The sequence below is a fragment of the Roseicyclus sediminis genome, assembly GCF_025515305.1.
In the GTDB taxonomy this organism is placed as follows: domain Bacteria; phylum Pseudomonadota; class Alphaproteobacteria; order Rhodobacterales; family Rhodobacteraceae; genus Roseibacterium; species Roseibacterium sediminis.
Map to the genome: position 1 here is coordinate 47,089 of NZ_JAOPHT010000017.1, position 22,271 is coordinate 69,359.

The 22,271-nt window shown below is 67.8% G+C and carries 22 protein-coding genes; 14 read left to right on the plus strand and 8 right to left on the minus strand.

Going from position 1 to position 22,271, the window contains the following annotated elements; all coding sequences use genetic code 11:
- The 3 genes from N8I71_RS17460 to N8I71_RS17470 all read right to left on the minus strand — a co-directional run bounded on the left by N8I71_RS17460 (position 1) and on the right by N8I71_RS17470 (position 3,214).
- A complete protein-coding gene (locus N8I71_RS17460; RefSeq protein WP_262879305.1) occupies positions 1-1,620 on the minus strand; it encodes a carboxyl transferase domain-containing protein in 1,620 nt (539 codons plus the stop codon).
- A 28-nt stretch (positions 1,621-1,648) separates the two neighbouring features.
- Entirely contained in the window at positions 1,649-1,936 is a 288-nt protein-coding gene (locus N8I71_RS17465; protein ID WP_262879306.1) for a hypothetical protein, read from the minus strand.
- Between the two features lie 111 nt (positions 1,937-2,047).
- Positions 2,048-3,214 (minus strand): isovaleryl-CoA dehydrogenase, encoded by a 1,167-nt coding sequence (locus N8I71_RS17470; protein WP_262879307.1) that lies wholly within the window; start codon positions 3,212-3,214, stop codon positions 2,048-2,050.
- A gap of 148 nt (positions 3,215-3,362) precedes the next feature.
- Between N8I71_RS17470 and N8I71_RS17475 the strand changes: the two genes are divergently transcribed.
- The 8 genes from N8I71_RS17475 to N8I71_RS17510 all read left to right on the plus strand — a co-directional run bounded on the left by N8I71_RS17475 (position 3,363) and on the right by N8I71_RS17510 (position 10,452).
- On the plus strand, positions 3,363-4,268 hold the full coding sequence (locus N8I71_RS17475) for a PhzF family phenazine biosynthesis protein (RefSeq protein WP_262879308.1): 906 nt from the start codon (positions 3,363-3,365) through the stop codon (positions 4,266-4,268).
- Positions 4,269-4,313: 45 nt separating this feature from the next.
- A complete protein-coding gene (locus N8I71_RS17480; RefSeq protein ID WP_262879309.1) occupies positions 4,314-4,757 on the plus strand; it encodes a tellurite resistance TerB family protein in 444 nt (147 codons plus the stop codon).
- Positions 4,754-5,506: a phosphate/phosphite/phosphonate ABC transporter substrate-binding protein gene (locus N8I71_RS17485; protein ID WP_262879310.1), complete on the plus strand. Its 753-nt coding sequence runs from the start codon at positions 4,754-4,756 to the stop codon at positions 5,504-5,506. Before N8I71_RS17480 ends, N8I71_RS17485 begins: the two co-directional genes overlap by 4 nt.
- Before the next feature lie 136 nt (positions 5,507-5,642).
- Complete coding sequence (locus tag N8I71_RS17490; protein WP_262879311.1) at positions 5,643-6,422, plus strand: ABC transporter ATP-binding protein; 780 nt, start codon at positions 5,643-5,645, stop codon at positions 6,420-6,422.
- Between the two features lie 42 nt (positions 6,423-6,464).
- A complete protein-coding gene (locus N8I71_RS17495; protein ID WP_262879312.1) occupies positions 6,465-7,184 on the plus strand; it encodes a transporter substrate-binding domain-containing protein in 720 nt (239 codons plus the stop codon).
- Positions 7,185-7,272: 88 nt separating this feature from the next.
- Positions 7,273-8,154, plus strand: coding sequence for an ABC transporter permease (locus N8I71_RS17500; RefSeq protein ID WP_262879313.1), 882 nt, complete (start codon positions 7,273-7,275; stop codon positions 8,152-8,154).
- A gap of 130 nt (positions 8,155-8,284) precedes the next feature.
- On the plus strand, positions 8,285-9,124 hold the full coding sequence (locus tag N8I71_RS17505; protein WP_262879314.1) for an ABC transporter permease: 840 nt from the start codon (positions 8,285-8,287) through the stop codon (positions 9,122-9,124).
- Positions 9,121-10,452, plus strand: a complete 1,332-nt coding sequence (locus tag N8I71_RS17510) for a glutamine synthetase family protein (protein WP_262879315.1) — start codon at positions 9,121-9,123, stop codon at positions 10,450-10,452. Before N8I71_RS17505 ends, N8I71_RS17510 begins: the two co-directional genes overlap by 4 nt.
- 7 nt (positions 10,453-10,459) lie before the next feature.
- Here N8I71_RS17510 and N8I71_RS17515 read toward each other — a convergent pair whose 3' ends face one another.
- Entirely contained in the window at positions 10,460-11,392 is a 933-nt protein-coding gene (locus tag N8I71_RS17515; protein ID WP_262879317.1) for an L-lactate dehydrogenase, read from the minus strand.
- 142 nt (positions 11,393-11,534) lie between these two features.
- Between N8I71_RS17515 and N8I71_RS17520 the strand changes: the two genes are divergently transcribed.
- The 5 genes from N8I71_RS17520 (at position 11,535) to N8I71_RS17540 (ending at position 16,409) form a co-directional block, all read left to right on the plus strand.
- Complete coding sequence (locus tag N8I71_RS17520; protein WP_262879318.1) at positions 11,535-12,251, plus strand: type 1 glutamine amidotransferase; 717 nt, start codon at positions 11,535-11,537, stop codon at positions 12,249-12,251.
- A 5-nt stretch (positions 12,252-12,256) separates the two neighbouring features.
- Positions 12,257-13,615 carry a glutamine synthetase family protein gene (locus tag N8I71_RS17525; RefSeq protein WP_262879319.1) on the plus strand — a complete coding sequence of 453 codons (1,359 nt, stop codon included), beginning with the start codon at positions 12,257-12,259 and terminating at the stop codon, positions 13,613-13,615.
- The gene (locus N8I71_RS17530) at positions 13,612-13,755 is read left to right on the plus strand and encodes a hypothetical protein (protein WP_262879321.1); all 144 of its coding nucleotides are present in this window, start codon (positions 13,612-13,614) and stop codon (positions 13,753-13,755) included. The genes N8I71_RS17525 and N8I71_RS17530 overlap by 4 nt, the downstream gene beginning before the upstream one ends.
- Complete coding sequence (locus tag N8I71_RS17535; RefSeq protein ID WP_262879322.1) at positions 13,752-15,056, plus strand: NAD(P)/FAD-dependent oxidoreductase; 1,305 nt, start codon at positions 13,752-13,754, stop codon at positions 15,054-15,056. Before N8I71_RS17530 ends, N8I71_RS17535 begins: the two co-directional genes overlap by 4 nt.
- 126 nt (positions 15,057-15,182) lie before the next feature.
- Positions 15,183-16,409 (plus strand): DegT/DnrJ/EryC1/StrS family aminotransferase, encoded by a 1,227-nt coding sequence (locus N8I71_RS17540; RefSeq protein ID WP_262879323.1) that lies wholly within the window; start codon positions 15,183-15,185, stop codon positions 16,407-16,409.
- A 15-nt stretch (positions 16,410-16,424) separates the two neighbouring features.
- On the opposite strand, the gene phaR is transcribed toward N8I71_RS17540, so the two are convergent.
- From phaR to phaC, 3 genes are all read right to left on the minus strand, one after another.
- Entirely contained in the window at positions 16,425-17,021 is a 597-nt protein-coding gene (gene phaR / locus N8I71_RS17545; RefSeq protein WP_262879324.1) for a polyhydroxyalkanoate synthesis repressor PhaR, read from the minus strand.
- 201 nt (positions 17,022-17,222) lie between these two features.
- Entirely contained in the window at positions 17,223-17,666 is a 444-nt protein-coding gene (locus N8I71_RS17550) for a Phasin (RefSeq protein WP_262879325.1), read from the minus strand.
- Positions 17,667-17,800: 134 nt separating this feature from the next.
- Positions 17,801-19,582: a class I poly(R)-hydroxyalkanoic acid synthase gene (gene phaC / locus N8I71_RS17555; protein WP_262879335.1), complete on the minus strand. Its 1,782-nt coding sequence runs from the start codon at positions 19,580-19,582 to the stop codon at positions 17,801-17,803.
- 171 nt (positions 19,583-19,753) lie between these two features.
- Between phaC and phaZ the strand changes: the two genes are divergently transcribed.
- Positions 19,754-21,022 carry a polyhydroxyalkanoate depolymerase gene (gene phaZ / locus N8I71_RS17560; RefSeq protein ID WP_262879326.1) on the plus strand — a complete coding sequence of 423 codons (1,269 nt, stop codon included), beginning with the start codon at positions 19,754-19,756 and terminating at the stop codon, positions 21,020-21,022.
- A gap of 217 nt (positions 21,023-21,239) precedes the next feature.
- Here phaZ and N8I71_RS17565 read toward each other — a convergent pair whose 3' ends face one another.
- Positions 21,240-22,253 carry a LacI family DNA-binding transcriptional regulator gene (locus tag N8I71_RS17565; protein ID WP_316249263.1) on the minus strand — a complete coding sequence of 338 codons (1,014 nt, stop codon included), beginning with the start codon at positions 22,251-22,253 and terminating at the stop codon, positions 21,240-21,242.
- Positions 22,254-22,271: the final 18 nt, after the last annotated feature.

A 22,271-nucleotide genomic window follows, 5' to 3' on the forward strand; every position in this document is an offset into this window, starting at 1 on the left:
TCACATCCGGAAAACCCCGAACCGCGTCTCCCCGATCGGCGCGTTCAGCGCCGCCGAGAGCGACAGGGCCAGAACCTCGCGCGTTTTGCGCGGGTCCACGATCCCGTCATCCCAGAGGCGCGCACTCGCATAAAGCGGATGGGACTGCCGCTCGAACATCTCGACCGTCGGGCGCTTGAACTCGGCCTCCGCCTCCGCCGACCACGTCTCGCCCGCCTTCTCCATCGCCGCCCGCTTCACCGTGGCAAGCACGCCCGCGGCCTGCGCGCCTCCCATGACCGAGATGCGGGAATTGGGCCAGGTCCAGAGAAACCGGGGGGAATAGGCCCGCCCCGCCATCCCGTAATTCCCCGCCCCGAAGGAGCCGCCGACCAGCATGGTGATTTTCGGCACCGCGGTCGTCGCGACCGCTGTCACCATCTTCGCCCCGTGCCGCGCGATCCCCTCGTTCTCGTATTTCCGCCCCACCATGAAGCCGGTGATGTTCTGCAGAAACACGAGCGGTATCTTCCGCTGCGAGCACAATTCGACGAAATGCGCGGCCTTCTGCGCGCTTTCCGAGAACAGGACCCCGTTGTTCGCAACTATGCCCACGGGCAGGCCCATCACCTCGGCGAAGCCCGTGACGATGCTTTCGCCGAAGCGCGGCTTGAACTCGTCGAACCAGCTGTCATCGACGACGCGCGCGATCACCTCGCGGATGTCATAGGGTGTCGTGAGCGAGGCCGGCACCACGTCGAGGATTTCCTCGGGGTCGAGCGCGGGCGGGCGCCCTGGCCGCGCGGGCGATCGGCCCAGCGCCCCAAGCCCGCCGCCCGCCGACCCGAGCGAGCCCACCGCGCGCCGCGCCAGCGCCAGCGCATGCGCGTCGTCCTCGGCGAGGTAGTCCGCCACCCCCGAAAGCCGCGTGTGCACGTCGCCGCCGCCGAGATCCTCCGCCGAGACGACCTCGCCCGTCGCCGCCTGGACGAGCGGCGGGCCGGCAAGGAAGATCGTGCCCTGCTCCTTCACGATGATCGTCACGTCCGACATGGCGGGCACATAGGCCCCTCCGGCCGTGCAGCTTCCCATCACCACGGCGATCTGCGGGATGCCTGCCGCACTCATCTGCGCCTGGTTGTAGAAGATGCGCCCGAAATGGTCCCGGTCGGGAAAGACCTCGTCCTGGTTCGGAAGGTTCGCCCCGCCCGAGTCCACGAGGTAGATGCAGGGCAGGCGGCACTCGGCGGCGATCTCCTGCGCGCGGAGGTGCTTCTTCACCGTGACCGGGTAATAGGTGCCGCCCTTTACTGTCGCGTCGTTGCAGACGACCATCACCTCGCGGCCCATGACCCGGCCCACCCCCGCGATGGCGCCGGCGGCGGGCGCCGCCCCATCGTACATCCCATGCGCGGCCGTGGCCCCCACCTCGAGGAACGGCGAGCCGGGGTCGAGCAGGTTCGCCACCCGCTCCCGCGGGAGCATCTTGCCCCGCGCGACATGTCGCGCGCGCGCCTTCTCGCCGCCGCCCGCCGCGGCCCAGGCCGCCGCCTCTTCCACGACGCGGAGCGCTTCCAGATGCGCCGCGCGGTTCGCCCGCGCCTCCTCCGAGCCGCGCACCAGCGTTGATGTCAGCCGCATGACCGTTCTCCCCTGCCCCGCCGCATCCTCATGTCCCCGCACCCGCCGCCAGGGCACCCGGGTCGAGCGCCACCGCCCGGCCCATCTCGTCCACGGCCCGGGCCCAGCCCTCGCCGCAGACGACGACCAGCCGCACGCCCTCGACCGAAGCGGGCCTGGCCGCGCAGTCCGTCGCCTCGCCCCCGGTCTCGGCCACATAGTCGGCCGCCACCGCGACGATGATCTCCGTCTCGCCGGGCGGGATCGCGCGCAGCCCCCAGAGCGCGCCCAGCGCGACGGCCAGCGCCAGCAGCGCGGCGAGGCTGATCCGCTGCATCCGACCCATCATTGCGCGCCGCCCTGCCCCTTCATCCTGGCCGAAAACTCCGGGGGAGCGTCGCAGACGCGGGGGCGGAGCCCCCATGACGGCACATGACGCCCCGCACCATCATCCGCCCATCGCCCCCATCAGTTCGCGGCCCACGAGCATCCGGCGGATCTCCGATGTTCCCGCGCCGATCTCCATGAGCTTCGCATCCCGGAACATGCGGCTGACCGCGCTGTCGTTCAGGAACCCCGCGCCGCCCATCGCCTGCACCGCCTGGTGCGCGACCTTCATTCCCTCTTCCGAGGCGTAAAGCACGCAGGCCGCCGCGTCCTGGCGCGTGACCTCGCCCCGGTCGCAGGCCTTGGCGACCTCGTAGGCATAGGCGCGGGCCGAGTTCATCGCGGTGTACATGTCCGCGATCTTGCCCTGCATCAGCTGGAAGGTCCCGATCGGCTGCCCGAACTGGTGGCGGTCGCGCATGTAGGGCATGACCTCGTCGAGGCAGCCGGCCATGATCCCGATGTTGACGCCCGAAAGGACGACCCGCTCGTAGTCGAGGCCGGACATCAGGACGCGCACGCCCTTGCCCTCCTCACCGAGCACGTTCTCGAAGGGCACCTCCACGTCCTCGAAGATCAGCTCCGCCGTGTTCGAGCCGCGCATCCCGAGCTTGTCGAAGTGCGGCGAGGTGGAGAACCCCTTCATCTCCTTCTCGATCAGGAAGGCGGTGATCCCCTTGGACCCCGCATCCGGATCGGTTTTGGCGTAGACGACGAGCGTATCGGCATCGGGCCCGTTCGTGATCCAGTACTTGGTCCCGTTCAGCACGTAGCGATCGTTCTTCTTGTCGGCGCGGAGCTTCATGCCGACGACGTCCGATCCCGCGCCCGCCTCCGACATGGCGAGCGCGCCGACATGCTCCCCCGAAACGAGGCGCGGCAGATACTTCGCCTTCTGCTCGGGCGTGCCGTTCAGCTTGATCTGGTTCACGCAGAGGTTGGAATGCGCGCCGTAGCTGAGGCCGATGGACGCCGAGGCGCGGCTGATCTCCTCGACGGCGACCGTATGGGCGAGGTAGCCCATGCCCGCCCCGCCGAAGTCCTCGTCGACGGTGATGCCGAGAAGGCCCAGCTCTCCCATCTCGCGCCAGAGTTCGTTCGGAAACGCGTTCGTCCGGTCGACTTCGGCGGCGATGGGCTTCACCCGCTCCTGCGCCCAGCGATGCACCATCTCGCGCAGCGCGTTCACGTCGTCGCCCAGATCGAAGGTCATAGAAGCCGTGAACATGACCCACCTCCCCTTAATTGAACGGTCGTTCAGTTAATAGGCGACGCGCGTGGCCCTGTCAAAGGATTCCCGGTCGGCCCCGCCTTGCGTCCGCCGTTTCGCGGTGGTCCATTGCCGGCCGCAACCGACCGGACCGGGACCTTCTCCAATGCTGCCATTCGAGATCTGGGATGTCTTCACGACACGCCCCTTCGCGGGCAACCCGCTGGCCATCGTCGAGGAGGCGGACGGCCTGAGCGACGCGCAGATGCAGACGCTGGCGCGGCAGTTCAACCTGTCGGAGACGATTTTCGTCCAGACCCCCGAGGATCCCGCCCACACCGCAAAGGTGCGGATCTTCACGCCCACGGCCGAGATCCCCTTCGCCGGGCACCCGACCGTGGGCTGCGCGCTTTTTCTCGCGGCACGCCACGGGCTGACGCGGGTGACGCTCGAGGAGCGGGCGGGCCTCGTCCCCGTCACCATCGGCGGCACGCCCGAGGGCCCGGTGGCGGAGTTCACCGCCCCGCGCCTGCCGCAGCCCATCGGCCACGCACCGGCGCCCGCCACGATTGCCGCCGCCATCGGCGTTCCGCCAGAGGCGGTCGGCCCGGGCCGGCCAGGCGCCTTCGAGGGCGGCCCCGCCTTCCTGTTCGCACAGTTGTCCGACCTCGCCGATCTCGCGGCGGCCCGGCCCCGCGAGCCGGGCTGGACCGCGCTGATGGAGGAGACAGCGATCGACGACACCGGCCGGTCGGCGGTGGGCCTCTATGTCTACACGCGGGGCGGGGGCGCCGACTATCGCGCCCGCATGTTCGCCCCCGGCGACGGCATCGCCGAGGACCCGGCCACGGGTTCGGCCACCGCGATCCTAGCGGCCCAGCTTCTCGCCAACGGCGCGCTGCCAGATGGCACCACCACCCTGTCGCTTCTCCAGGGGGTCGAGATGGGGCGGCCCAGCGCCCTCCGCCTGACCGTAGAAGTCGGGGGCGGCGCGCTCGCGGCGATCCGCGTCGCCGGCTCCGCCTGCCCGGTCTCGGAGGGCCGGATACGCATTCCCGACCCTCCCGCGTGAGATAGCGCCTTTCCCGCGGCAGCGCCGCCCCCTATATCGTTCGGCATGATCGGTGATCTCCTCCGCCGCCTGACGGCCCCGGGCCCCGAGCCCCTTCCCTTCGACGACGCGCGCCTCGCGCTCGCCGCGCTTCTTGTGCGCATCGCGCGGGCGGACGGCGAATACGAAGGGGTCGAGATCGGGCGCATCGACCGCATCCTCGCCACGCGCTACGGGCTCACGCCCTTCGAGGCGGCGAAACTGCGCGGCGAGGCAGAGGCGCTCGAGGCCGAAGCGCCCGACACGGTGCGCTTCACCCGCGCCATCAAGGAGGCGGTTCCCTACGACGACCGGGTGAAGGTGGTCGAGGCCCTCTGGGCGATCGTCCTGGCCGATGGCGCGCGGGACCACGAGGAGGACGCGATCCTCCGTCTCGTCGCGCCCATGCTGGGCGTGAACGACCGCGATTCGAACCTTGCGCGGCAGCGGGTCGAAGCCGGCCGCGCATGATCGCCACCCTGCCGATGTATCTCAGGCCCGAGACGCGCGAGGCGACGGAGGCGTTTTGGGCCGGCATCCGCGACAGGCTGCGCGATGCAGGCATCCCCGCACCCGACACGCTCGACCACACCATCCCGCCTGCCGAGGCCTGGGGGCGCAGCGACCTTGTCCTGTCGCAGATCTGCAACTTGCCCTGGCGCATCGGCTTCGCGGACCGTGTCACGCTGGTCGCCCTGCCGGACCTCGGCCTGCCGGGCACGCGGCCCGGGGACTACCACAGTGTCCTGATCGCGCGCACCGACGACCGGCGCGAGACGCTGGCCGAGTTCGCGGGCGCGACCATCGCCCTGAACGCCGCGGACAGCCAGTCGGGCTGGGGCTCTCCGGCCGCGGCCGCCGCACGGGCCGGTATCGAATTCGGCCGCGGGCTCGTCACCGGGGCCCATGCCGAAAGCGCGCGCGCCGTGGCCGAGAACCGCGCCGACCTCGCGGCCATCGACGCGGCCACCTGGCGCATGATCCGCCGATGGGACCCTTTCGCCGCCCGACTGCGCGTCTTCGCCCGCACACCGCCAACCCCGGCGCTGGCCTATATCACCGCCGGCCGAAAGGACCCCGCCCCCTACCGGGCGGCGCTGGAAGGCGCGCTGGACGCCCTGCCCGGCGAGACCAGGGGACTTATCGGGCTCGCCGGCCTGGTCGCACCCGATCCCGACGCCTACAGCGCACTTTCCGTGCCTCCCGCGCCGCCCGAATAGGCAAAACTCGCCCGAAACGACCGGATTCGCAGCCTTCCGTCGCGGAAACCTGCCGCACAAGCGCACAGGGGAATTGCATTTGCCTGCTTCATGGGCGCAAATCGTCGACGATCAACAGGCGGGGCCCAAAACCATCGTGACGGAAGCGACCACCCCGGTGATCCGCATCACCGGTCTACACAAGAGCTTTGGCGACCTTCACGTCCTGCGCGGTGTCGACATGACAGCCCGCGCGGGCGACGTGGTCTCGCTCATCGGATCGTCCGGATCGGGCAAGTCGACGCTCCTGCGCTGCGCGAACCTTCTCGAGGACAGCCAGCAGGGCGAAATCCTGTTCGAGGGCGAGCCCGTGGTCTGGCGCGGCGCCGGCGCCGGGCGCCACCCCGCCGACCGCGAGCAGGTGCGGCGCATACGAACCAACCTCTCGATGGTGTTCCAGCAATTCAACCTCTGGTCCCACCTCACCGTGCTGCAGAACGTCATGGAAGCGCCCGTGACCGTCCTCGGCGAGGATCGCGCCGAGGTCGAGGACCGCGCCCGCGCCCTTCTCGACAAGGTCGGCATCGGCGACAAGTGCGAGGCCTGGCCCGCGCAGCTGTCGGGCGGCCAGCAGCAGCGCGCCGCCATTGCCCGCGCGCTCTGCATGCAGCCCCGCGCCCTTCTCTTCGACGAGCCGACCTCGGCGCTCGACCCCGAGCTCGAGCAGGAGGTGGTGCGCGTGATCCGCGGCCTCGCCGAGGAAGGGCGCACGATGATCCTCGTCACCCACGACATGCGCATGGCGCGCGACATCTCCGACCACGTCGTGTTCCTCCACGAGGGACGCGTCGAGGAAGAAGGGCCGCCCGACCAGCTCTTCGGCGCGCCGACCTCGCCGCGCCTCCGCCAGTTCCTCAGCCATGGCCACGCGGCCTGAGCTCGAGGCGAAACCACCCAGACAAGACACAGGGAGACCATGATGAAATACCTGATCCTCACCGCCGGACTCCTGGCGATGTCCGCGGGCGCGGCCAGCGCCCAGGACGTCGTCCGCATGGGCACCGAGGGCGCCTACCCTCCGTACAACTTCATCAACGACAACGGCGAGATCGACGGCTTCGAGCGCGTGCTCGGCGACGAGCTGTGCATGCGGGCGGGACTGACCTGCGAATGGGTCCAGAACGACTGGGATTCGATCATCCCCAACCTGACGAGCGGAAACTACGACACGATCATCGCCGGCATGTCGATCACCGCCGAGCGTGACGAGGTCATCGACTTCACCCAGCCCTACATTCCGCCGGCCTCCTCGCTGTTCATGGCGCTGTCCGAGGATGCCGACCTCGAAGGCGGCGTGATCGCGGCGCAGACCAACACGATCCAGGCGGGCTACATCGCCGAGACGGGCGCGACGCTCATCGAGTTCGCCACGCCCGACGAGACGGTGGCCGCGGTCCGCAACGGCGAGGCCGACGCGGTCTTCGCCGATGGCGACTACCTCCTGCCGATCGCGAACGAGGACGCCGACCTCATGATCGTGGGCGAGCCCGTCCAGCTGGGCGGCGGCGTCGGCATGGGCATGCGCGAGGGCGACGAGCGCCTCGCGGCCTTCGATGCGGCCATCACCGCGATGAAGGAAGACGGCACGCTGAACGCGCTGATCCTCGAGTGGTTCGGCGAGGAAGCCGCGACCTGGTAAGCCTTCCGGGCCGGGGGCGCACAACCGCGCCTCCGGCCCTTCATCTTTCCGGAAATACGCAAGATCCGCCGCCGGCCAAAGGGCCCAGATGTTCGAGTTCTGCACCGACCCCGCCACGCTCGACACCCTCCGCTGGTTCAGCTGCTACCTGACCAACGGCGCGCATTTCCTGTTCTACCAGTCCTTCCTCGTGGTCTTCGCGCTTCTGGCCGTGACCGCGCCCGCGGCGCTGGCCTTCGGGTTCGCCGCCGCCGCCGCCTCGCGGTCGCAGATCCTGCCGCTCTCGTGGCTCGGCAAGACCTACACCGCCATGGTCCGCGGCGTGCCGGACATCGTCTTCTTCCTGTTCTTCGTGCTGGTCCTCGACCAGGGCATCGAATTCCTGCGCCACTCCGTCGTGTGCCCCGACTGGACCGACCCGATCCGGCAGGGCGCGAACTTCCTCGTCTGCCCCGACGCGCGCACGCCGCAATCCTCGGCGCCGCAATGGGTCCACGAGACCTATGGCTTCGCGCTGGCCGTGTTCACCTATGCCATCGTCTTCGGCGCCTTCTGCGGCAATGTCCTCTTCGGCGCGATGCGCGCCGTCCCCCGCGCGCAGCTCGAGACAGGGGAAGCCTACGGCATGTCGCGCCGCCAGGTCTTCTGGCGCATCCTCGTGCCGCAGATGTGGATCTACGCCCTGCCGGGCCTATCCAACATCTGGATGATCCTGATCAAGGCCACGCCGCTGCTGTTCCTGCTGGGGATCGAGGACATCGTCTACTGGGCGCGCGAGCTCGGCGGCAGCCGCACGTCGGCCTACCAGTACCCCCACCCCGACTGGCGCTTCTGGTACTTCTTCGGCCTGCTCGTCTTCTACCTCGCCTTCACGCGCGTCTCCGAGATCGTGCTCGCGCGGCTGACGGCCCGCCTCAGCCACGGGCAGGCGACGGCGGCGGGCGAAGACCTCCGGAAGGCCGCAGCATGAGAACCCGCCGTACCCCGGCCGCCGCGTCTTTTGGAAAAGACGCACCAGAGCCTTGCAAGGCTCTGGCCACGCCCTTGCAAGGGCGTCGCAAATCCCTTGCAAGGGATTTGCCCGCTGCCGGTGACCGCCCATGACCTGCGCCGAGGCGTTCCAGGCTTATGCGTTCCGCGCTCTGGGGTTTGGCGAACGGCTGCTGCCGCGCGCGGACATCGGCGTCTGCGAGCAGATCGTGCTGATCGGCTCGGGCATGATCTGGAACGTCTATTTCGCGGCTCTCGCGCTGTCGCTGGGGTTCTTCTGCGCCGTGGGCCTTGCGCTGGCCAAGAACTCCCGCACATGGCTCATCCGCAAGCCCGCGGAATGGTTCATCTTCGTCTTCCGGGGCTCACCGCTCTTCATCCAGTTCTTCATGGCGTACGAGGCCTTCGTGCTCCTGCCGCGCCTCGGCTTCGAGTTCACTTTCCTCGGCATCGCCATCGAGGCCGAGACGCGCTGGCTCGCGCGGGCCTGGCTCGGGGCGCTGATCGTGCTCTGGCTCAACACCTCGGCCTATTCGGCCGAGATCTTCTACGGCGCGCTGCGTGCCGTGCCGAAGGGCGATCTGGAGGCCGCCGACGCCTACGGTCTGACCGGCTGGAAGAAATTCCGCCGCGTGGTATTCCCCACCACGATGCGGCTTGCCTGGCCGGCCTACACCAACGAGGCGATCTTCCTGTTCCACTCCACCGCGCTCGTCTTCTTCTCGTCCTTCCCCGCCTTCCAGCAGATGGGCGACGCGCTCTACTACGCCAACTACTTCGCCGACCGCACCTTCAACCCCTTCATACCCTATCCCATCGTGGCGGTGTACTTCGTGCTCTTCACGCTGCTGATCATCGCGCTCTTCGGTGCGATCAACAAACGCCTCAACCGCCACCTGCCGCAGGAGGCGCGCCCGCGCCTGCGCTACCGCCCGACGCTGATCCGATGAACTGGCTCGACGACCACCCCGAGATCGCCTCGATCCGCACCGTCGCGGCCGACCTCAACGGCCAGCCGCGCGGCAAGCGGATCGCGCGGCGCTATGCCGACAAGGCGCTGAGCGAGGGGACGCGGTTTCCCTACTCGGTCATGAACCTCGACATCTGGGGCGAGGACATCGACGACAGCCCGCTTGTGTTCCGGGCGGGCGACCCCGACGGCGTCCTTCTGCCCACCGAGCGCGGGTTTCTTCCCGTGCCGTGGCTCGAGAGCCCCACCGCGCTGCTGCCGATCTGGATGTTCCACGAGGACGGTCGGCCCTATGACGGCGACCCGCGCCAGGCGCTCGCCCGCGTGGTGGAGCGGTATACCGCCCTCGGCCTGACGCCGGTGGTGGCGACCGAGATGGAGTTCTACCTCATCGACGACCGGGGCCGTGAACTGCGCGTTCCTCGCTCGCCCCGCTCGGGCAAGCGTCGCCACCAGGCCGAGATCCTCGCGCTGCGGCAACTCGATGCCTGGGACGGGTTCTTCACCCGGCTCTACGGCGCCTGCGAGGCGATGGACATTCCCGCCGACACCACGATCTCCGAGGCCGGGCCGGGGCAGTTCGAGATCAACCTGATGCATCAGCCCGACGCGCTGAAGGCCGCCGACGACGCGTGGTTCTTCAAGCTCCTGGTGCAGGGCCTCGCCCGCGAGTTCGGTGTCGCCGCGAGCTTCATGGCCAAGCCCTATCCCGACTACGCCGGGTCCGGCCTGCACGCGCATTTCTCGATCCTCGACGCCGATGGCCGGAACATCTTCGACGAACGGCACGCGCGCGGCGCCGAGCGTCTGGGTCATGCGATCGCGGGCTGTCTCGCGGCCATGCCCGGCTCGATGCTGGTCTTCGCGCCACACGCCACGAGCTACGACCGCCTCGTGCCGGGGGCGCACGCGCCGACCGGGATAGCCTGGGCGCACGAGAACCGCACGGCGGCGCTGCGCGTGCCCGCGGGCGGGCCTGCCGCGCGCCGGATCGAGCATCGCGTCGCGGGCGGCGACATCAACCCGTATCTCTTCCTCGCCGCCATCCTCGGCGCGGCGCTGAACGGGATAGAGGACGAAGCGGAGCCGCCGCCGCCGATCTCCGGCAATGCCTACAGCCAGGACCTGCCGCAATTGCCCGCCACGTGGGACCGCGCCATCGACGCCTTCGCGGCGAGCCCGGAGATGGCCCGCATCTTCCCGCAGACGCTGATCGACAACTTCCTCGCCACCAAGCGGCAGGAGCTTCACTACATGGCGGAGTTGTCGGAAGACGAGCGCACGCAGCTCTATCTCGACACGGTCTGACGGAAGGTCAGATCGAGATCTCGCCGATCCGGCCTTTCAGGATCGCCGCCGAGGCCGCCAGCGCCTCCGTCTCGGCCGCGTCGAGCTCGGGCCAGAGCGTCGCCGTGACGCCCTGCCGTCCCACGAGGCGCGGCAGCGACAGTGCCACGTCCGCCACGCCCAGCACCTCCGCCTCGACCGTGGAGACGGAGAGGACCGCCTGCTCGTCGCCGGCGATCGCGGCGCAGATCCGGGCGAGGCCCCCGCCTATTCCGTACCAGGTCGCGCCCTTGCCCTCGATGATGGTGTAGGCCGCGTTGCGCACGCCGTCGTCGATCCGCGCGCGCACGTCGGACGTCAGGGCCGCGCCCACCTGCGCCGCGAAATGGGCGAGCGACACCGAGCCCGCCCGCGCGTTCGACCAGGCCAGCACCTCGGAGTCTCCGTGTTCCCCGAGCACGTAGGCATGGACCGATCCGGGCGAGATGCCGAGATGCCGGCCCAGAAGCCAGCGGAAGCGTGCGGTGTCCAGGATCGTGCCCGACCCGATGACGCGCCCCGGCGGCAGGCCTGACAGCGCCTGTGTCACCTGGCCCATGATGTCGACCGGGTTCGACGCGACGAGGAGGATCGCGTCGGGACAATGGGCCATGACCTCGCCCACCACCGAGCGGAAGACGGCCGCGTTCCGTTCCAGCAGCGCAAGGCGCGTCTCGCCGGGTTTCTGCGACACGCCACAGGCGAGGATCACGACACCTGCGCCCGCGATGTCCTTGTAGTCGCCGTGCCGCACGATGGCGGGAGCGGCGAAGGGAACGGCGTGTGCGATATCCTCGGCCTCGGCCCGTGCGCGCGCGGTGTCGATGTCGACGAAGACAATGTCCTTGGCGATCCCCCGCTGGATCAGGGCGAACCCCGCCGCCGATCCCACCATTCCCGCGCCCACGATGCCGACTTTCACTGGATTCTCCGTCGTTGCTCGCTCTTGGCGGAGAACAACACGGATCCCGCCACGCCCCAACCCCCGTCACCGTCATGGCGGCCCCACTTGTGCGTGGACGCGCGCGCGCCTAGCTTTGCACCGAATTCCCAGCGAGTTTCCAATGATCATCGGCATCCTGCAAACCGGCCACCTCCCCGCAGAGATTTCCGACCGCGAGGGCGAATACTCCGACATGTTCGCGCGCCTGCTCGGCGGGCGCGGCTTCGAGTTCCGCGTCTTCAACGTGGTGGACATGGAGTTTCCGCCTGGTCCCGAGGCCGCCGACGGCTGGCTCATCACCGGCTCGAAGCACGGCGCCTACGAGGATCTGCCGTGGATCGCGCCGCTTGAGGACCTGATCCGCGCCATCCGCGATGCCGGCATGCCCCTCGTGGGCATCTGCTTCGGGCACCAGATCATCGCGCAGGCGCTTGGCGGCAAGGTCGTCAAGTTCCCGGGCGGCTGGGCGCTGGGGCTCCGGCGCTACCGGATCGGCGAGCAGGAGGTCGCGCTCCATGCCTGGCACCAGGACCAGGTGGTCGAGCTGCCCGAAGGCGCGACGGTTCTCGGCTCGAACGACTTCACCGAAAACGCGGTGCTGGCCATAGGTCCGCGCATCCTGACGGTGCAACCCCACCCCGAGTTCGAGCGGCCGGTGATCGAGGGATTGATCGAGCATCGCGGCGGCGCGATCGACCCGACCCTCGTCAAGGCCGCCGCCGACAGTCTTGGCGGGGCGGACCACAACGCGCTCCTTGGCCGTTGGATGGGCGACGTCCTGTCGGGGGCGCCCGCGACGCGGGTGCCAGAAGCGCTTGCGACGGGAGCCGACGCATGAGTGCCATGGCCGATCTTCTCGGGCGGCTGCCGCCCGTGGCGCAGACCTACCTCGGCGGCCGCAGCGTCGACGAGGTGGAGTGCATCGTCGCCGACATCGCCGGGATCGCGCGCGGCAAGGCCATGCCTGGCCTCAAGTTCGCCCAGCAGACGCGCTTCTACCTGCCGAACTCGATCTTCTTCCAGACGATCACGGGCGACTGGGCCGACAAGGCCGCAGCGGGTGGCTTCACCGAGCCCGACATGATCCTGACGCCCGACTTCTCGACGGCGATGCCGGCACCCTGGACGGCGGACTGGACGCTTCAGGTCATCCACGACATCGACGACCAGGCAGGGCGGCCGGTGCCCTTCGCCCCGCGCAACGTGCTGAAGCGGATCATGGACCTCTACGCCGCGCGCGGCTGGCGGCCGATCGTGGCGCCCGAGATGGAATTCTACCTTGTGGCGCCCAACACGGACCCCGCCCGCGAGATCGAGCCGCCGATGGGTCGCTCGGGCCGCCGGGCCGCCGCGCGGCAGGCCTACTCGATGAGCGCGGTCGACGAATACGGCCCCGTCATCGACGACATCTACGACTTCGCCGAGGCGCAGGGGCTGGAGATCGACGGCATCCTGCAGGAAGGCGGCGCGGGCCAGATCGAACTGAACCTGCGCCACGGCGACCCGGTGCGGCTGGCCGACGAGATCTTCTATTTCAAGCGGATGATCCGCGAGGCAGCGCTGCGCCACGACTGCTACGCGACCTTCATGGCCAAGCCGATCGAGGGCGAGCCCGGCTCGGCGATGCACATCCACCACTCGGTCGTGGACACGAAGACAGGCGAGAACATCTTCTCCAATCCCGACGGGTCGGAGACGCCGGCCTTCATGCATTTCATCGGGGGGCTGCAGCGGCACCTGCCATCCGTCATCGCGCTGCTCGCGCCGTATGTGAACAGCTATCGCCGTTACGTCCCTGACTTCGCCGCGCCCATCAACCTCGAATGGGGTAGGGACAACCGCACGACCGGCCTGCGCGTGCCGGTCTCGGATGCCGCGTCGCGCCGGGTTGAGAACCGCCTGCCGGGGATGGACTGCAACCCCTATCTCGGCATCGCGGCCTCGCTCGCCTGCGGCTATCTTGGGCTGATCGAAGGCAAGGACCCGGGGCCGGTCTGGACCGGCGACGCCTATACCGCGGACGACGACATCCCCAAGGGCCTCGGCGCCGCGTTGGAGCTTTTCACCGCGAACGAAGCAATCGCCGAGGTGCTCGGCCCCGAGTTCTGCGAGGTCTACAACGCCGTGAAGGAGCTGGAGCACCGCGAGTTCCTGCAGGTCATCAGCCCCTGGGAGCGGGAGCACCTCCTGCTGAACGTATGAGCGAACGCGCGGTTCGGGTCATCGTGATCGGGCTCGCGGCGCTGATCCTGCTGGGCGCACTCGGGATGATCGCCTTTGCCTTCTTCCTCGATGCGGCGATGAAGGACGCCTTCTCGGCCCTGCCAGTGGCGACCGCATGAACCCGCTTTTCCGCAACGACCGGCGTGGAGAACACGCGGCCTCGTGGTATGCCGCGAGCCTGCCCTCGGCCCCGCCCGAGCGCCCGCCCCTCGACGGCGACCAGACCGCCGACGTCGCGATCCTCGGCGCCGGGTTCACCGGGCTCTGGGCCGCCCTCACGCTGGCACGGGCGGGACGGCGCGTGATCGTGCTCGATGCCCACCGCGTCGGCTTCGGCGCGTCGGGACGGAACGGCGGACAGGTCCATTCCGGTTTCAACAAGCCGCAGAGCTGGCTGAGCGCGCGGCTCGGCCCGGAGCGCGCCAGCGCGCTGTGGGACCTGTCCGAGACCGCGAAGGCGCAGTTGCGCGACTTCTGCGCGGCCCATGCGCCGGAAGCGGACTACAAGCCCGGTATCGCGCACGGCGAATACACTGCGCAGGATCTCGACCACCTCCGCGGCGAAGCGGAGTTCCTGGACCGGGAATACGGCTATCGGACCGAGATCCTGGAAGCCAGGGCGTTCCGCGACCTCGTGAAGTCGCCGCACTACGTTGGGGGTGGGGTCGATCCCGGCGGCGGGCACCTTCACCCCCTGGCCTATGCCCTGGCGCTCGCCCGCGAGGCCGAGGCCGCCGGCGCCATCATCCACGAGATGACCGAGGTCACCGCGATCCGCCCCGGCGCGCCGGTGCGCTTCGAGACGCCGCACGGCACGCTGAGGGCGGCCCACGCCATCGTCGCCGGCAACGGCTATCTGCCCGCGCTCCTACCCGGGGTCGCCGCGCGGGTGATGCCGATCAACTCCTTCATCGCGGCGACCGAGCCCCTGCCCGACCGCTGGCAGGAGGTGCTGGCCGAGGACATCGCGGTGTCCGACTCTCGCTTCGTCGTGAATTACTACCGCTTCGGCGCGGACCGCCGGTTTCTCTTCGGCGGGCGCGAGAGCTACTCGATCGGCTTTCCCAAGGACATCGCCACAGCACTCGTGGCGCGGATGGAACACCTGTTCCCGCAGCTCAAGGGCACGCCGGTCAGCCATGTCTGGGGCGGCTCGCTCGCCGTTACGGTGACCCGCCTGCCCCATGTCGCCCGCGTCGCGCCGGGCGTGCTGTCGGGCGCGGGTTTCTCGGGCCAGGGCGTGGCGCTGGCGGGCATGGCCGGCCGTGTCATGGCCGAAGCCGTCATGGGACAGGAGGAAGGCCTCGCCAGTTTCGAGAGCCTGCCGATCCCGACCTTCCCCGGCGGCGCGGCCTTCCGCGCGCCGCTTCTGACACTGGCGATGACCTGGTTCGCCCTGCGCGACCGGCTGGGCGTCTGACGCAGGGCCCGGACGCGTCCGCCACCCGGTTCACGATAGTTCCGTGACAATGGCCGCATCGCGCTGGATTCCACCCCATTAACAGTGTAAGTTTTCCGAAAGGGACAATTCCAAAAAGGTGAAACCATGGCGCTGGCACCCAATGTCTACGACGCCGAGCCGATCCCCGAGGCCGCACGAGCAGAAATCGACCGTCTCCTGCAATCGGGGGACCTCTTCCGGTATACCGCGCCCGAGAACGCGCCCGTTGCGCTGCTGGAGCGGGAATTCGCCGACCTGATGGGCGCGAAATACGCGCTTGCCGTTTCGTCCTGCTCGGCCGCGATCTTCCTGTCGCTCTGCGCCCTCGACCTCGCGCCCGGCGCGCGCGTCCTGATCCCGGCTTTCACCTTCGCCGCCGTGCCCTCCGCCGTGGTTCACGCAGGCTGCCAGCCGGTGCTGGCGGAAGTGGCCGAGAACTACCGTATCGACATCGCCGATTTCGCGGCGAAGCTCGACGACGACATCTCCGCCGTCATCATCAGCCACATGCGCGGCCATACTTCGGACATGGACGCGATCATGGCGCTGTGCGACGCGCGCGGCATCCCCGTGATCGAGGACGCCGCGCATTCGCTGGGCACGCTCTGGCATGGGCGCAAGATCGGCACGATCGGCGCGATCGGCTGCTTCTCGTTCCAGTCCTACAAGCTTGTGAACGCGGGCGAAGGCGGCATCCTGATCACGGACGACGCCGATCTCGTGGCGCGCGCGGTCATCATGTCGGGCGCCTACGAGCACAACTGGAAGAAGCACAAGGGCCCCGAGGGACAGAACGACCCCGAGCTCGCGCTTGCCTTCGCGCGCTGGCAGAACATGCTCCCGCTCTACAACATGCGGCTCCAGAACCTGTCGGCCGCCGTGATCCGCCCGCAGCTTCCCGAGGTGGCACGCCGGGTGCGCGACGGACGCGCGAACCACGACTACGTGGCCGAGCGGCTGAACACCTCGCCATGGCTGAACGTGCCCGACGCCCTGCCCCCCGAAGAGCGCGCGCCGGACTCGATCCAGTTCAACCTGGTCGACGTTCCGACCGATGCCCATGCCCGCGCCTTCGCCGAGGCCGCCGAACGTCGCGGCGTGAAGGTGCAGGTCTTCGGTCTTTCGACCGACAACGCGCGCGCCTTCTGGAACTGGAAGTTCATCCCCGGCGACATACCGGAGTTGCCGCAGACGCGCGCCATGCTGATGCGTGCCTGCGACGTGCGCCTGCCCGCCCGGCTGAAGAAGCCCGAACTCGACTTCATCGCCGAAGCGCTGATTGCTGCCGCCGACGAAGTGATGGGCGAGGAGACGCGGGCCTACGGGACCTGAGACCCCAAGGCAGTCTTACAGCTTGCTGAGCTTTGATTGCAGCTCGGCAAGCTGCTTCTTGATGTCGGCCAGCTCGTCCTCGGCCGACCCTTCGGCGACCTCGGCGCTGTCGTCGTGGGACGGGCCCGACCAGCTCTGGCCGATGCCGCCGGTCATGGCCTTGAAGAACGCCTCCTGCTGCGCGCGCATCGCCTCGAAGCCGGGCATCTTGGCCATCGGATTGATGGCCGTCATGTTCTCGACCATCTTCGACTGCCCCTGCTTGAGCATCTCGAAGCTCATGGCGAGGAAGTCGGGGACAACCGACTGCGCCTGGGTGGTGTAGCTGCGGACGAGGTCGGTCAGCACGGCGATGGGCAGGACGCTCTCGCCGCGGCTTTCATGCTCGGCCACGATCTGGAGGAGATACTGCCGCGTGAGTTCGTCGCCGGACTTCAGATCGACGATCTTCACCTCGCGGCCCTCGCGGATGAAACCCGCGATATCCTCGAGCGTGACGTAATCCGAGGTCTCGGTGTTGTAGAGGCGCCGGCTGGCATATCGCTTGATGAGAAGCGGCTCAGAGCCTGCCGCCGCACCCGTCGACGTGGCCGTCGCTTTCCCCGTAGCCATGGCTGGCCTCCCTTTCCTGCAATGCAGCATCGGACAGCCTACGCCCCTGAGGGCAAAAAGCAATCGGGTTCTGCGCTGCATTCCTTTACAAGAATGCGCCTGCGGAAAAAGAAGAAGGGCGGGCCCCGATGGACCCGCCCTTCCTTATTCATGCCTGCGGGGAGGACGCCGGCACGAAATCCTGTCGATCTGGGCGCGCGATTACTTCGCTGCGGCCTTCTTGGCGACCGAGGTCACCTCGGCAGTTGCCTTCTTGACAGCGGCGGTCGCCTCTTCGGTGGCTTCCTTGCCGGCTGCCATCATCAGCTCGACCGTTTCCATCTGCACCTTCTTCGCGACTTCGGCGAAGGCGGCCATGGTTTCGGCGGTCATCTCGGCCTGGGCCGATGCGAAATCGGTCATCGCCTTGGTGTAGTCGGTCGGCTCTGCCTTGACCGAGGTCACGTCGCCAACCTTGGCGATCGTGTCCTTCGTCCACTTGGACGAGATCTCGGTCGACTTCTCGGCGGCGTCGAGAACCACTTTCGACATCTTCTCGCCCATAGCGGCGGACGACTTGAAGGCGTCGTTCATGGCCGACATGTCCATCGGGAACGAGGACATCATTTCGGAAATCATCTTGGTGTAGTCAGGTGTCTTGGCCATCTGGTTTCTCCTTAGCCCGCATCTTCGCGGCTCGTGCTGCGATTGCGTCATATATGCGTGCTGCAGTGCAGAAAGTCAATCACTTTCTGCACTGCAGCATGACCTAAGGTAAGGTGCTTTTCCGGCTCGAAAAATCAGCCGCTTGTCTTTTCCAGGACGTAGGTTCCCGGCGCCGGTGCAAGGACCGGATAGCCCGCCTCGCCTGGGATGCGTGCCGGAATCCGCTTGCCGGAGCGACTCGCAAGCCACTCCTCCCAGCGGGGCCACCACGACCCCTCGTTGTAGTCCGCGGCCTTCAGCCAGTCCTCTGGCGCGCCCTCGACGGAGGGATTGGTGTAGTGGCCGTACTTCTTCTTGGACGGCGGGTTCACGATCCCGGCGATATGGCCCGATTCAGACAGCACGAAGGTCTTGTTGCGCGACCCCATGTGCACGACGCCCCGGAAGCTGTCCTTCCAGGCTGCGATGTGATCGGTCTCGCAGGCGATGGCGAAGACCGGAACATCAACGTCGCGGACCGACAGTCTCTCGCCGAACAATTCGAGACCATCCTCCGAACACAGCGCGTTGCCCTGACAGAGGCCGCGCAGGTACTGCACCGCCATCTTGCCGGGCAGGTTGGTTGAGTCCCCGTTCCAGTAGAGCAGGTCGAAGGCCGGCGGCGCCTCGCCCATCATGTAGCTGCGGATCGCGGGCCCGTAGACGAGGTCCTTGGCGCGCAGGAACGAGAAGGTCTTGGACATGTAGTAGCTGTCGAGGATGCCCTCGGCCTCCACCTGCCGCTCGATCGCGTCGACGAAATCGTCCTGCAGGAAGACGGTGAACTCGCCCTGGTCGGAGAAATCGGTGAGCGTGGTGAAGAGCGTGGCGGACTTGATCGGCTTCTCTCCGCGCTTCTTGAGGAGCGAGAGGGTCGCCGACAAGGTCGTGCCCGCGATGCAGTAGCCGATCGCGTTGACCTGTTTCTCGCCCGTGATCTCGCGGGCGACGCGCACGGCCTCGAGATACCCTTCCTCGATGTAGTCCTCGAGGCCGACATCCGCATAGCTCTGGTCGGGGTTCTTCCAGCTCACGACGAAGAGCGTGTAGCCCTGCTCGACGATCCACCTGATGAGGCTGTTCTGCGGCTTGAGATCGAGGATGTAGAACTTGTTGATCCACGGCGGGAAGATCACCAGCGGCGTGCGGTGCACCGTCTCGGTCGCGGGCTTGTACTGGATCAGCTCCATCATCCGGTTGCGGTAGACGACCGAGCCTTCGGAGGTCGCGATGTTGCCGCCGACCTCGAAGGCCGAGGGGTCGGCCAGCGTCGGCAAGAGCTCTCCGTGGTGGCTCTCGATGTCGCGCACCATGTTCTCGAGGCCCTGCACGAGGCTCATCCCCTCGGTCTCGACCGCACGCTCCAGGGCGTCGGGATTCGTGGCGAGGTAGTTGGTGGGCGAGAAGAGGTCGATGATCTGGGTGGCGAAGAACTCGATCCGCTGCTTGTCCTTCGTCTCCAGCCCGTCGAGCTTGGCCACCGCCTCCTCGATCGCCCGCGCGCCGAGCAGGTACTGGTGCTTCACGAAGTTGAAGTAGGGGTGCGTCTTCCACAGCGGGTTGGCGAAGCGCTTGTCCGTGGGCAGGTCGGGGTCGTCCTCGGGCGCGACGAACTGCCCCTGGGAGAGGTTCTGCTGCATCTCCAGGAAATGCGTCAGCGTCTTGCCCCAGTATTCGACCTGGTGCTCCAGGAGCCGGGCGGGATTGGTCATGACCTCGTTCCAGTAGGCCATCCCGGCCTTGAGATAGAGGTCCTGGCCGGGGCCCTCGAGGCCCACGTCGCCGGGGTGCCGCTGCGCCAGTGCAGCCACCAGACGCTTGGACAATTCCTCGACCCGGGCGAGGTTCCGGTTCAGTCGGTCGAGGTTCTCGCCCATCTCACGCTCCCCGGCTTCGATCGTGTGGTCACTGTCAGTCACCTTGATTTCGTCCCGTTTTTAGGTCACATCCACCCTAGCGGTGCCGCGGTGAGGGGGCAAAGCGACGATTTGAACCGGAAGCCCGGCCCGTCCGCATACCCGCGGCAACGGCCGAGGCAGGAGACGAGAATGCGCCACCTTCTCACCTATGACTTCATGGAATCGATGCGTGTCACGAGCCAGTGGATGGGCTCGACCGCCCGCGCCATGTGCTCCTACCCGCAGCTTGGCCTCGCCGCCAATCCGATGATCCAGATGACCGCCGCATGGGGAGAGGTAACCGAACGGACCTTTGCCCGCATGGTGGCCAAGCCCGACTGGGGCATCTACACGATACCCGCCGATGACGGGCGCGACCACACGGTCTCGATCGAAAAGGTCGTGCCGCGCCCCTTCGGCGATCTCATTCGCTTCAATGTCCAGGGCCGCGCGCCGACCGGCCGCAAGGTCCTTCTGGTCGCGCCGATGTCCGGGCATTACGCCACGCTCCTGCGTTCCACGGTGCTGAGCCTGCTTCCCGATTGCGACGTCTATATCACGGACTGGCACAATGCGCGCGACATTCCGGTCAGCGCGGGCAAGTTCGATATCGAGGATTACACGCTCTATCTCGTCGATTTCCTAAAGGCGATGGGCCCCGACACGCACGTGATCGCGGTGTGTCAGCCCGCGCCTCTGGCGCTTGCGGCGACCGCCTATCTCGCGGAGGAGGATCCCGACGCCCAACCGCGGACGCTGACGCTGATCGGCGGGCCGATCGATCCGGATGCCGCCGCCACCGACGTGACCGACTTCGGCCGCCGCGTGACGATGGGCCAGCTAGAAAGATTCGTCGTGCAGCGTGTCGGCTTCAAGTACGCGGGCGCCGGGCGCATGGTCTATCCCGGCCTTCAGCAGCTGTCGTCCTTCATGGCGATGAACGCCGAAAAGCACGCCCGCGCCTTCAGCGAACAGGTGCTCCGCGTCGCCAAGGGCGAGGCATCGGACCACGACAAGCACAACAAGTTCTACGACGAGTATCTCGCCGTGATGGACATGACGGCCGAATTCTACCTGTCGACGGTCGAACGGATCTTCAAGGACCTCGAGATCGCCCAGAACCGCTTTTCCGTGGACGGCAAGCGGGTCGATATCGGCAAGATCACCACCGTTGCGGTCAAGACGGTCGAAGGCGGCAAGGACGATATCTCGGCGCCCGGACAATGCGTCGCCGCGCTGGAGCTTTGCACGGGGCTGCCGGACTCGAAGAAGGCAAACTACCTCGAGCCGAACGCGGGCCATTACGGCATCTTCGCGGGCCGCAGCTGGCGCAACAACATCCGTCCGCTTGTGCTCGATTTCATCGATGCCAATTGCAGCGTGCCGAAGACCCCGGTGAAGGGCGTCGCCGCAAGTTGAGGCCGCGCCCGACATGGCGATGCCGTTCCCTCCACCCGCGGTCCAGAGCATGTCGTAGCCGCACGATCGGCGGCGATGTGCAGCGGTGCCGTTTCACGGTCCGACCATCAGCCAGCACGCCTTAAACAGATGGCGAGCGGCGCTGCAGGGATTGTGGTTTTAAAATATTCTTACATGTTGATTCGGGATTTTCGCCGACTTATCCCCAAATCTCTATTCATTTTTCAATATCTCCCGGAACTCGCGCCGAGCCGCGCAGAACCAGCCTCGCCGCCACTTCGATGACACGTCCCGGGGCTGCGCCGCCTTCGATTTCCGAGACGATCAGATCCACCGCAGCGGCCACCATGCGGTCCACCGGCTGGCGCACCGTGGTCAGGTCATAGGCCTTCCAGGCCGCCGCCGGAACGTCGTCATAACCGACGATGGAAACCTCGCCCGGCACGTCGATGCCCATTCCGTGGCGCAACTCGTCCAGAACGCCCAGCGCCATGTGATCGTTCGCGACGAAGATCGCGTCGGGTGGCACAGGGCCCGTCATCAGCGCCCGCGCCGCCATGCCTGCGCGTTCCCGGTCGAAGCCGCCCTCCTCCAATGCGTGCACCGCCAGCCCCGCGGCGTTCAGCGCCGCGCGGAACCCTTCCCAGCGGTCGAGCCCGGTCGACGCCGTCTGCAACCCTGAGATATGGGCGATGCGCCTGTGACCGCTTGCCACGAGAAACTGCGCCACGGCGGCGCCGCCCGCGCGATTGGCCGATGTCACGCTCGACAGACCGGACCCCGGCAGCCCGCGGTTGAACAGCACCACCGGCAACCCCGCCGCCCGGCACCGCGCCACGATGCCGTCCGAGAGATGCACCGAAGCCGTCACCAGGCCGTCCACCTGGTAATCCATGATCTCGCCCACCACGCGCTCCACGTCCGCGACCCCCTCGCCATTGGCGGCGTGAAAGACGAGGATGTGGTAGCCCCTTGCCTCGAGCGCCGAGGACAGCGCCTCCAACACCTCGGGATAAAAGGGATTTTCCAGGTAGCCGACGACAAGGCCCACGATCCGCGTCCGCCCCGTGATGAGCGAACGTGCCAGGGCGTTCGGCCGATAGCCCAGTTCCTCCGCCACCGCCCGAACCCGCTCGGCCATCGCGGGCGAAACGCTGGCACCGGGGGTGAAGACACGGCTCACGGCACTCTGGCTCACGCCCGCCAGGCGCGCCACGTCGGTTGCCGTCACTTTCCGTTCCGACACGGC

Coding starts and splice junctions, on each gene's coding strand:
- N8I71_RS17460 (WP_262879305.1), bottom strand. CDS start 1,620: ATGCGGCTGACATCAACGCTGGTGCGCGGCTCGGAGGAGGCGCGGGCG.
- N8I71_RS17465 (WP_262879306.1), bottom strand. CDS start 1,936: ATGCAGCGGATCAGCCTCGCCGCGCTGCTGGCGCTGGCCGTCGCGCTG.
- N8I71_RS17470 (WP_262879307.1), bottom strand. CDS start 3,214: ATGTTCACGGCTTCTATGACCTTCGATCTGGGCGACGACGTGAACGCG.
- N8I71_RS17475 (WP_262879308.1), top strand. CDS start 3,363: ATGCTGCCATTCGAGATCTGGGATGTCTTCACGACACGCCCCTTCGCG.
- N8I71_RS17480 (WP_262879309.1), top strand. CDS start 4,314: ATGATCGGTGATCTCCTCCGCCGCCTGACGGCCCCGGGCCCCGAGCCC.
- N8I71_RS17485 (WP_262879310.1), top strand. CDS start 4,754: ATGATCGCCACCCTGCCGATGTATCTCAGGCCCGAGACGCGCGAGGCG.
- N8I71_RS17495 (WP_262879312.1), top strand. CDS start 6,465: ATGAAATACCTGATCCTCACCGCCGGACTCCTGGCGATGTCCGCGGGC.
- N8I71_RS17500 (WP_262879313.1), top strand. CDS start 7,273: ATGTTCGAGTTCTGCACCGACCCCGCCACGCTCGACACCCTCCGCTGG.
- N8I71_RS17505 (WP_262879314.1), top strand. CDS start 8,285: ATGACCTGCGCCGAGGCGTTCCAGGCTTATGCGTTCCGCGCTCTGGGG.
- N8I71_RS17510 (WP_262879315.1), top strand. CDS start 9,121: ATGAACTGGCTCGACGACCACCCCGAGATCGCCTCGATCCGCACCGTC.
- N8I71_RS17520 (WP_262879318.1), top strand. CDS start 11,535: ATGATCATCGGCATCCTGCAAACCGGCCACCTCCCCGCAGAGATTTCC.
- N8I71_RS17525 (WP_262879319.1), top strand. CDS start 12,257: ATGGCCGATCTTCTCGGGCGGCTGCCGCCCGTGGCGCAGACCTACCTC.
- N8I71_RS17530 (WP_262879321.1), top strand. CDS start 13,612: ATGAGCGAACGCGCGGTTCGGGTCATCGTGATCGGGCTCGCGGCGCTG.
- N8I71_RS17535 (WP_262879322.1), top strand. CDS start 13,752: ATGAACCCGCTTTTCCGCAACGACCGGCGTGGAGAACACGCGGCCTCG.
- N8I71_RS17540 (WP_262879323.1), top strand. CDS start 15,183: ATGGCGCTGGCACCCAATGTCTACGACGCCGAGCCGATCCCCGAGGCC.
- phaR (WP_262879324.1), bottom strand. CDS start 17,021: ATGGCTACGGGGAAAGCGACGGCCACGTCGACGGGTGCGGCGGCAGGC.
- N8I71_RS17550 (WP_262879325.1), bottom strand. CDS start 17,666: ATGGCCAAGACACCTGACTACACCAAGATGATTTCCGAAATGATGTCC.
- phaC (WP_262879335.1), bottom strand. CDS start 19,582: ATGGGCGAGAACCTCGACCGACTGAACCGGAACCTCGCCCGGGTCGAG.
- phaZ (WP_262879326.1), top strand. CDS start 19,754: ATGCGCCACCTTCTCACCTATGACTTCATGGAATCGATGCGTGTCACG.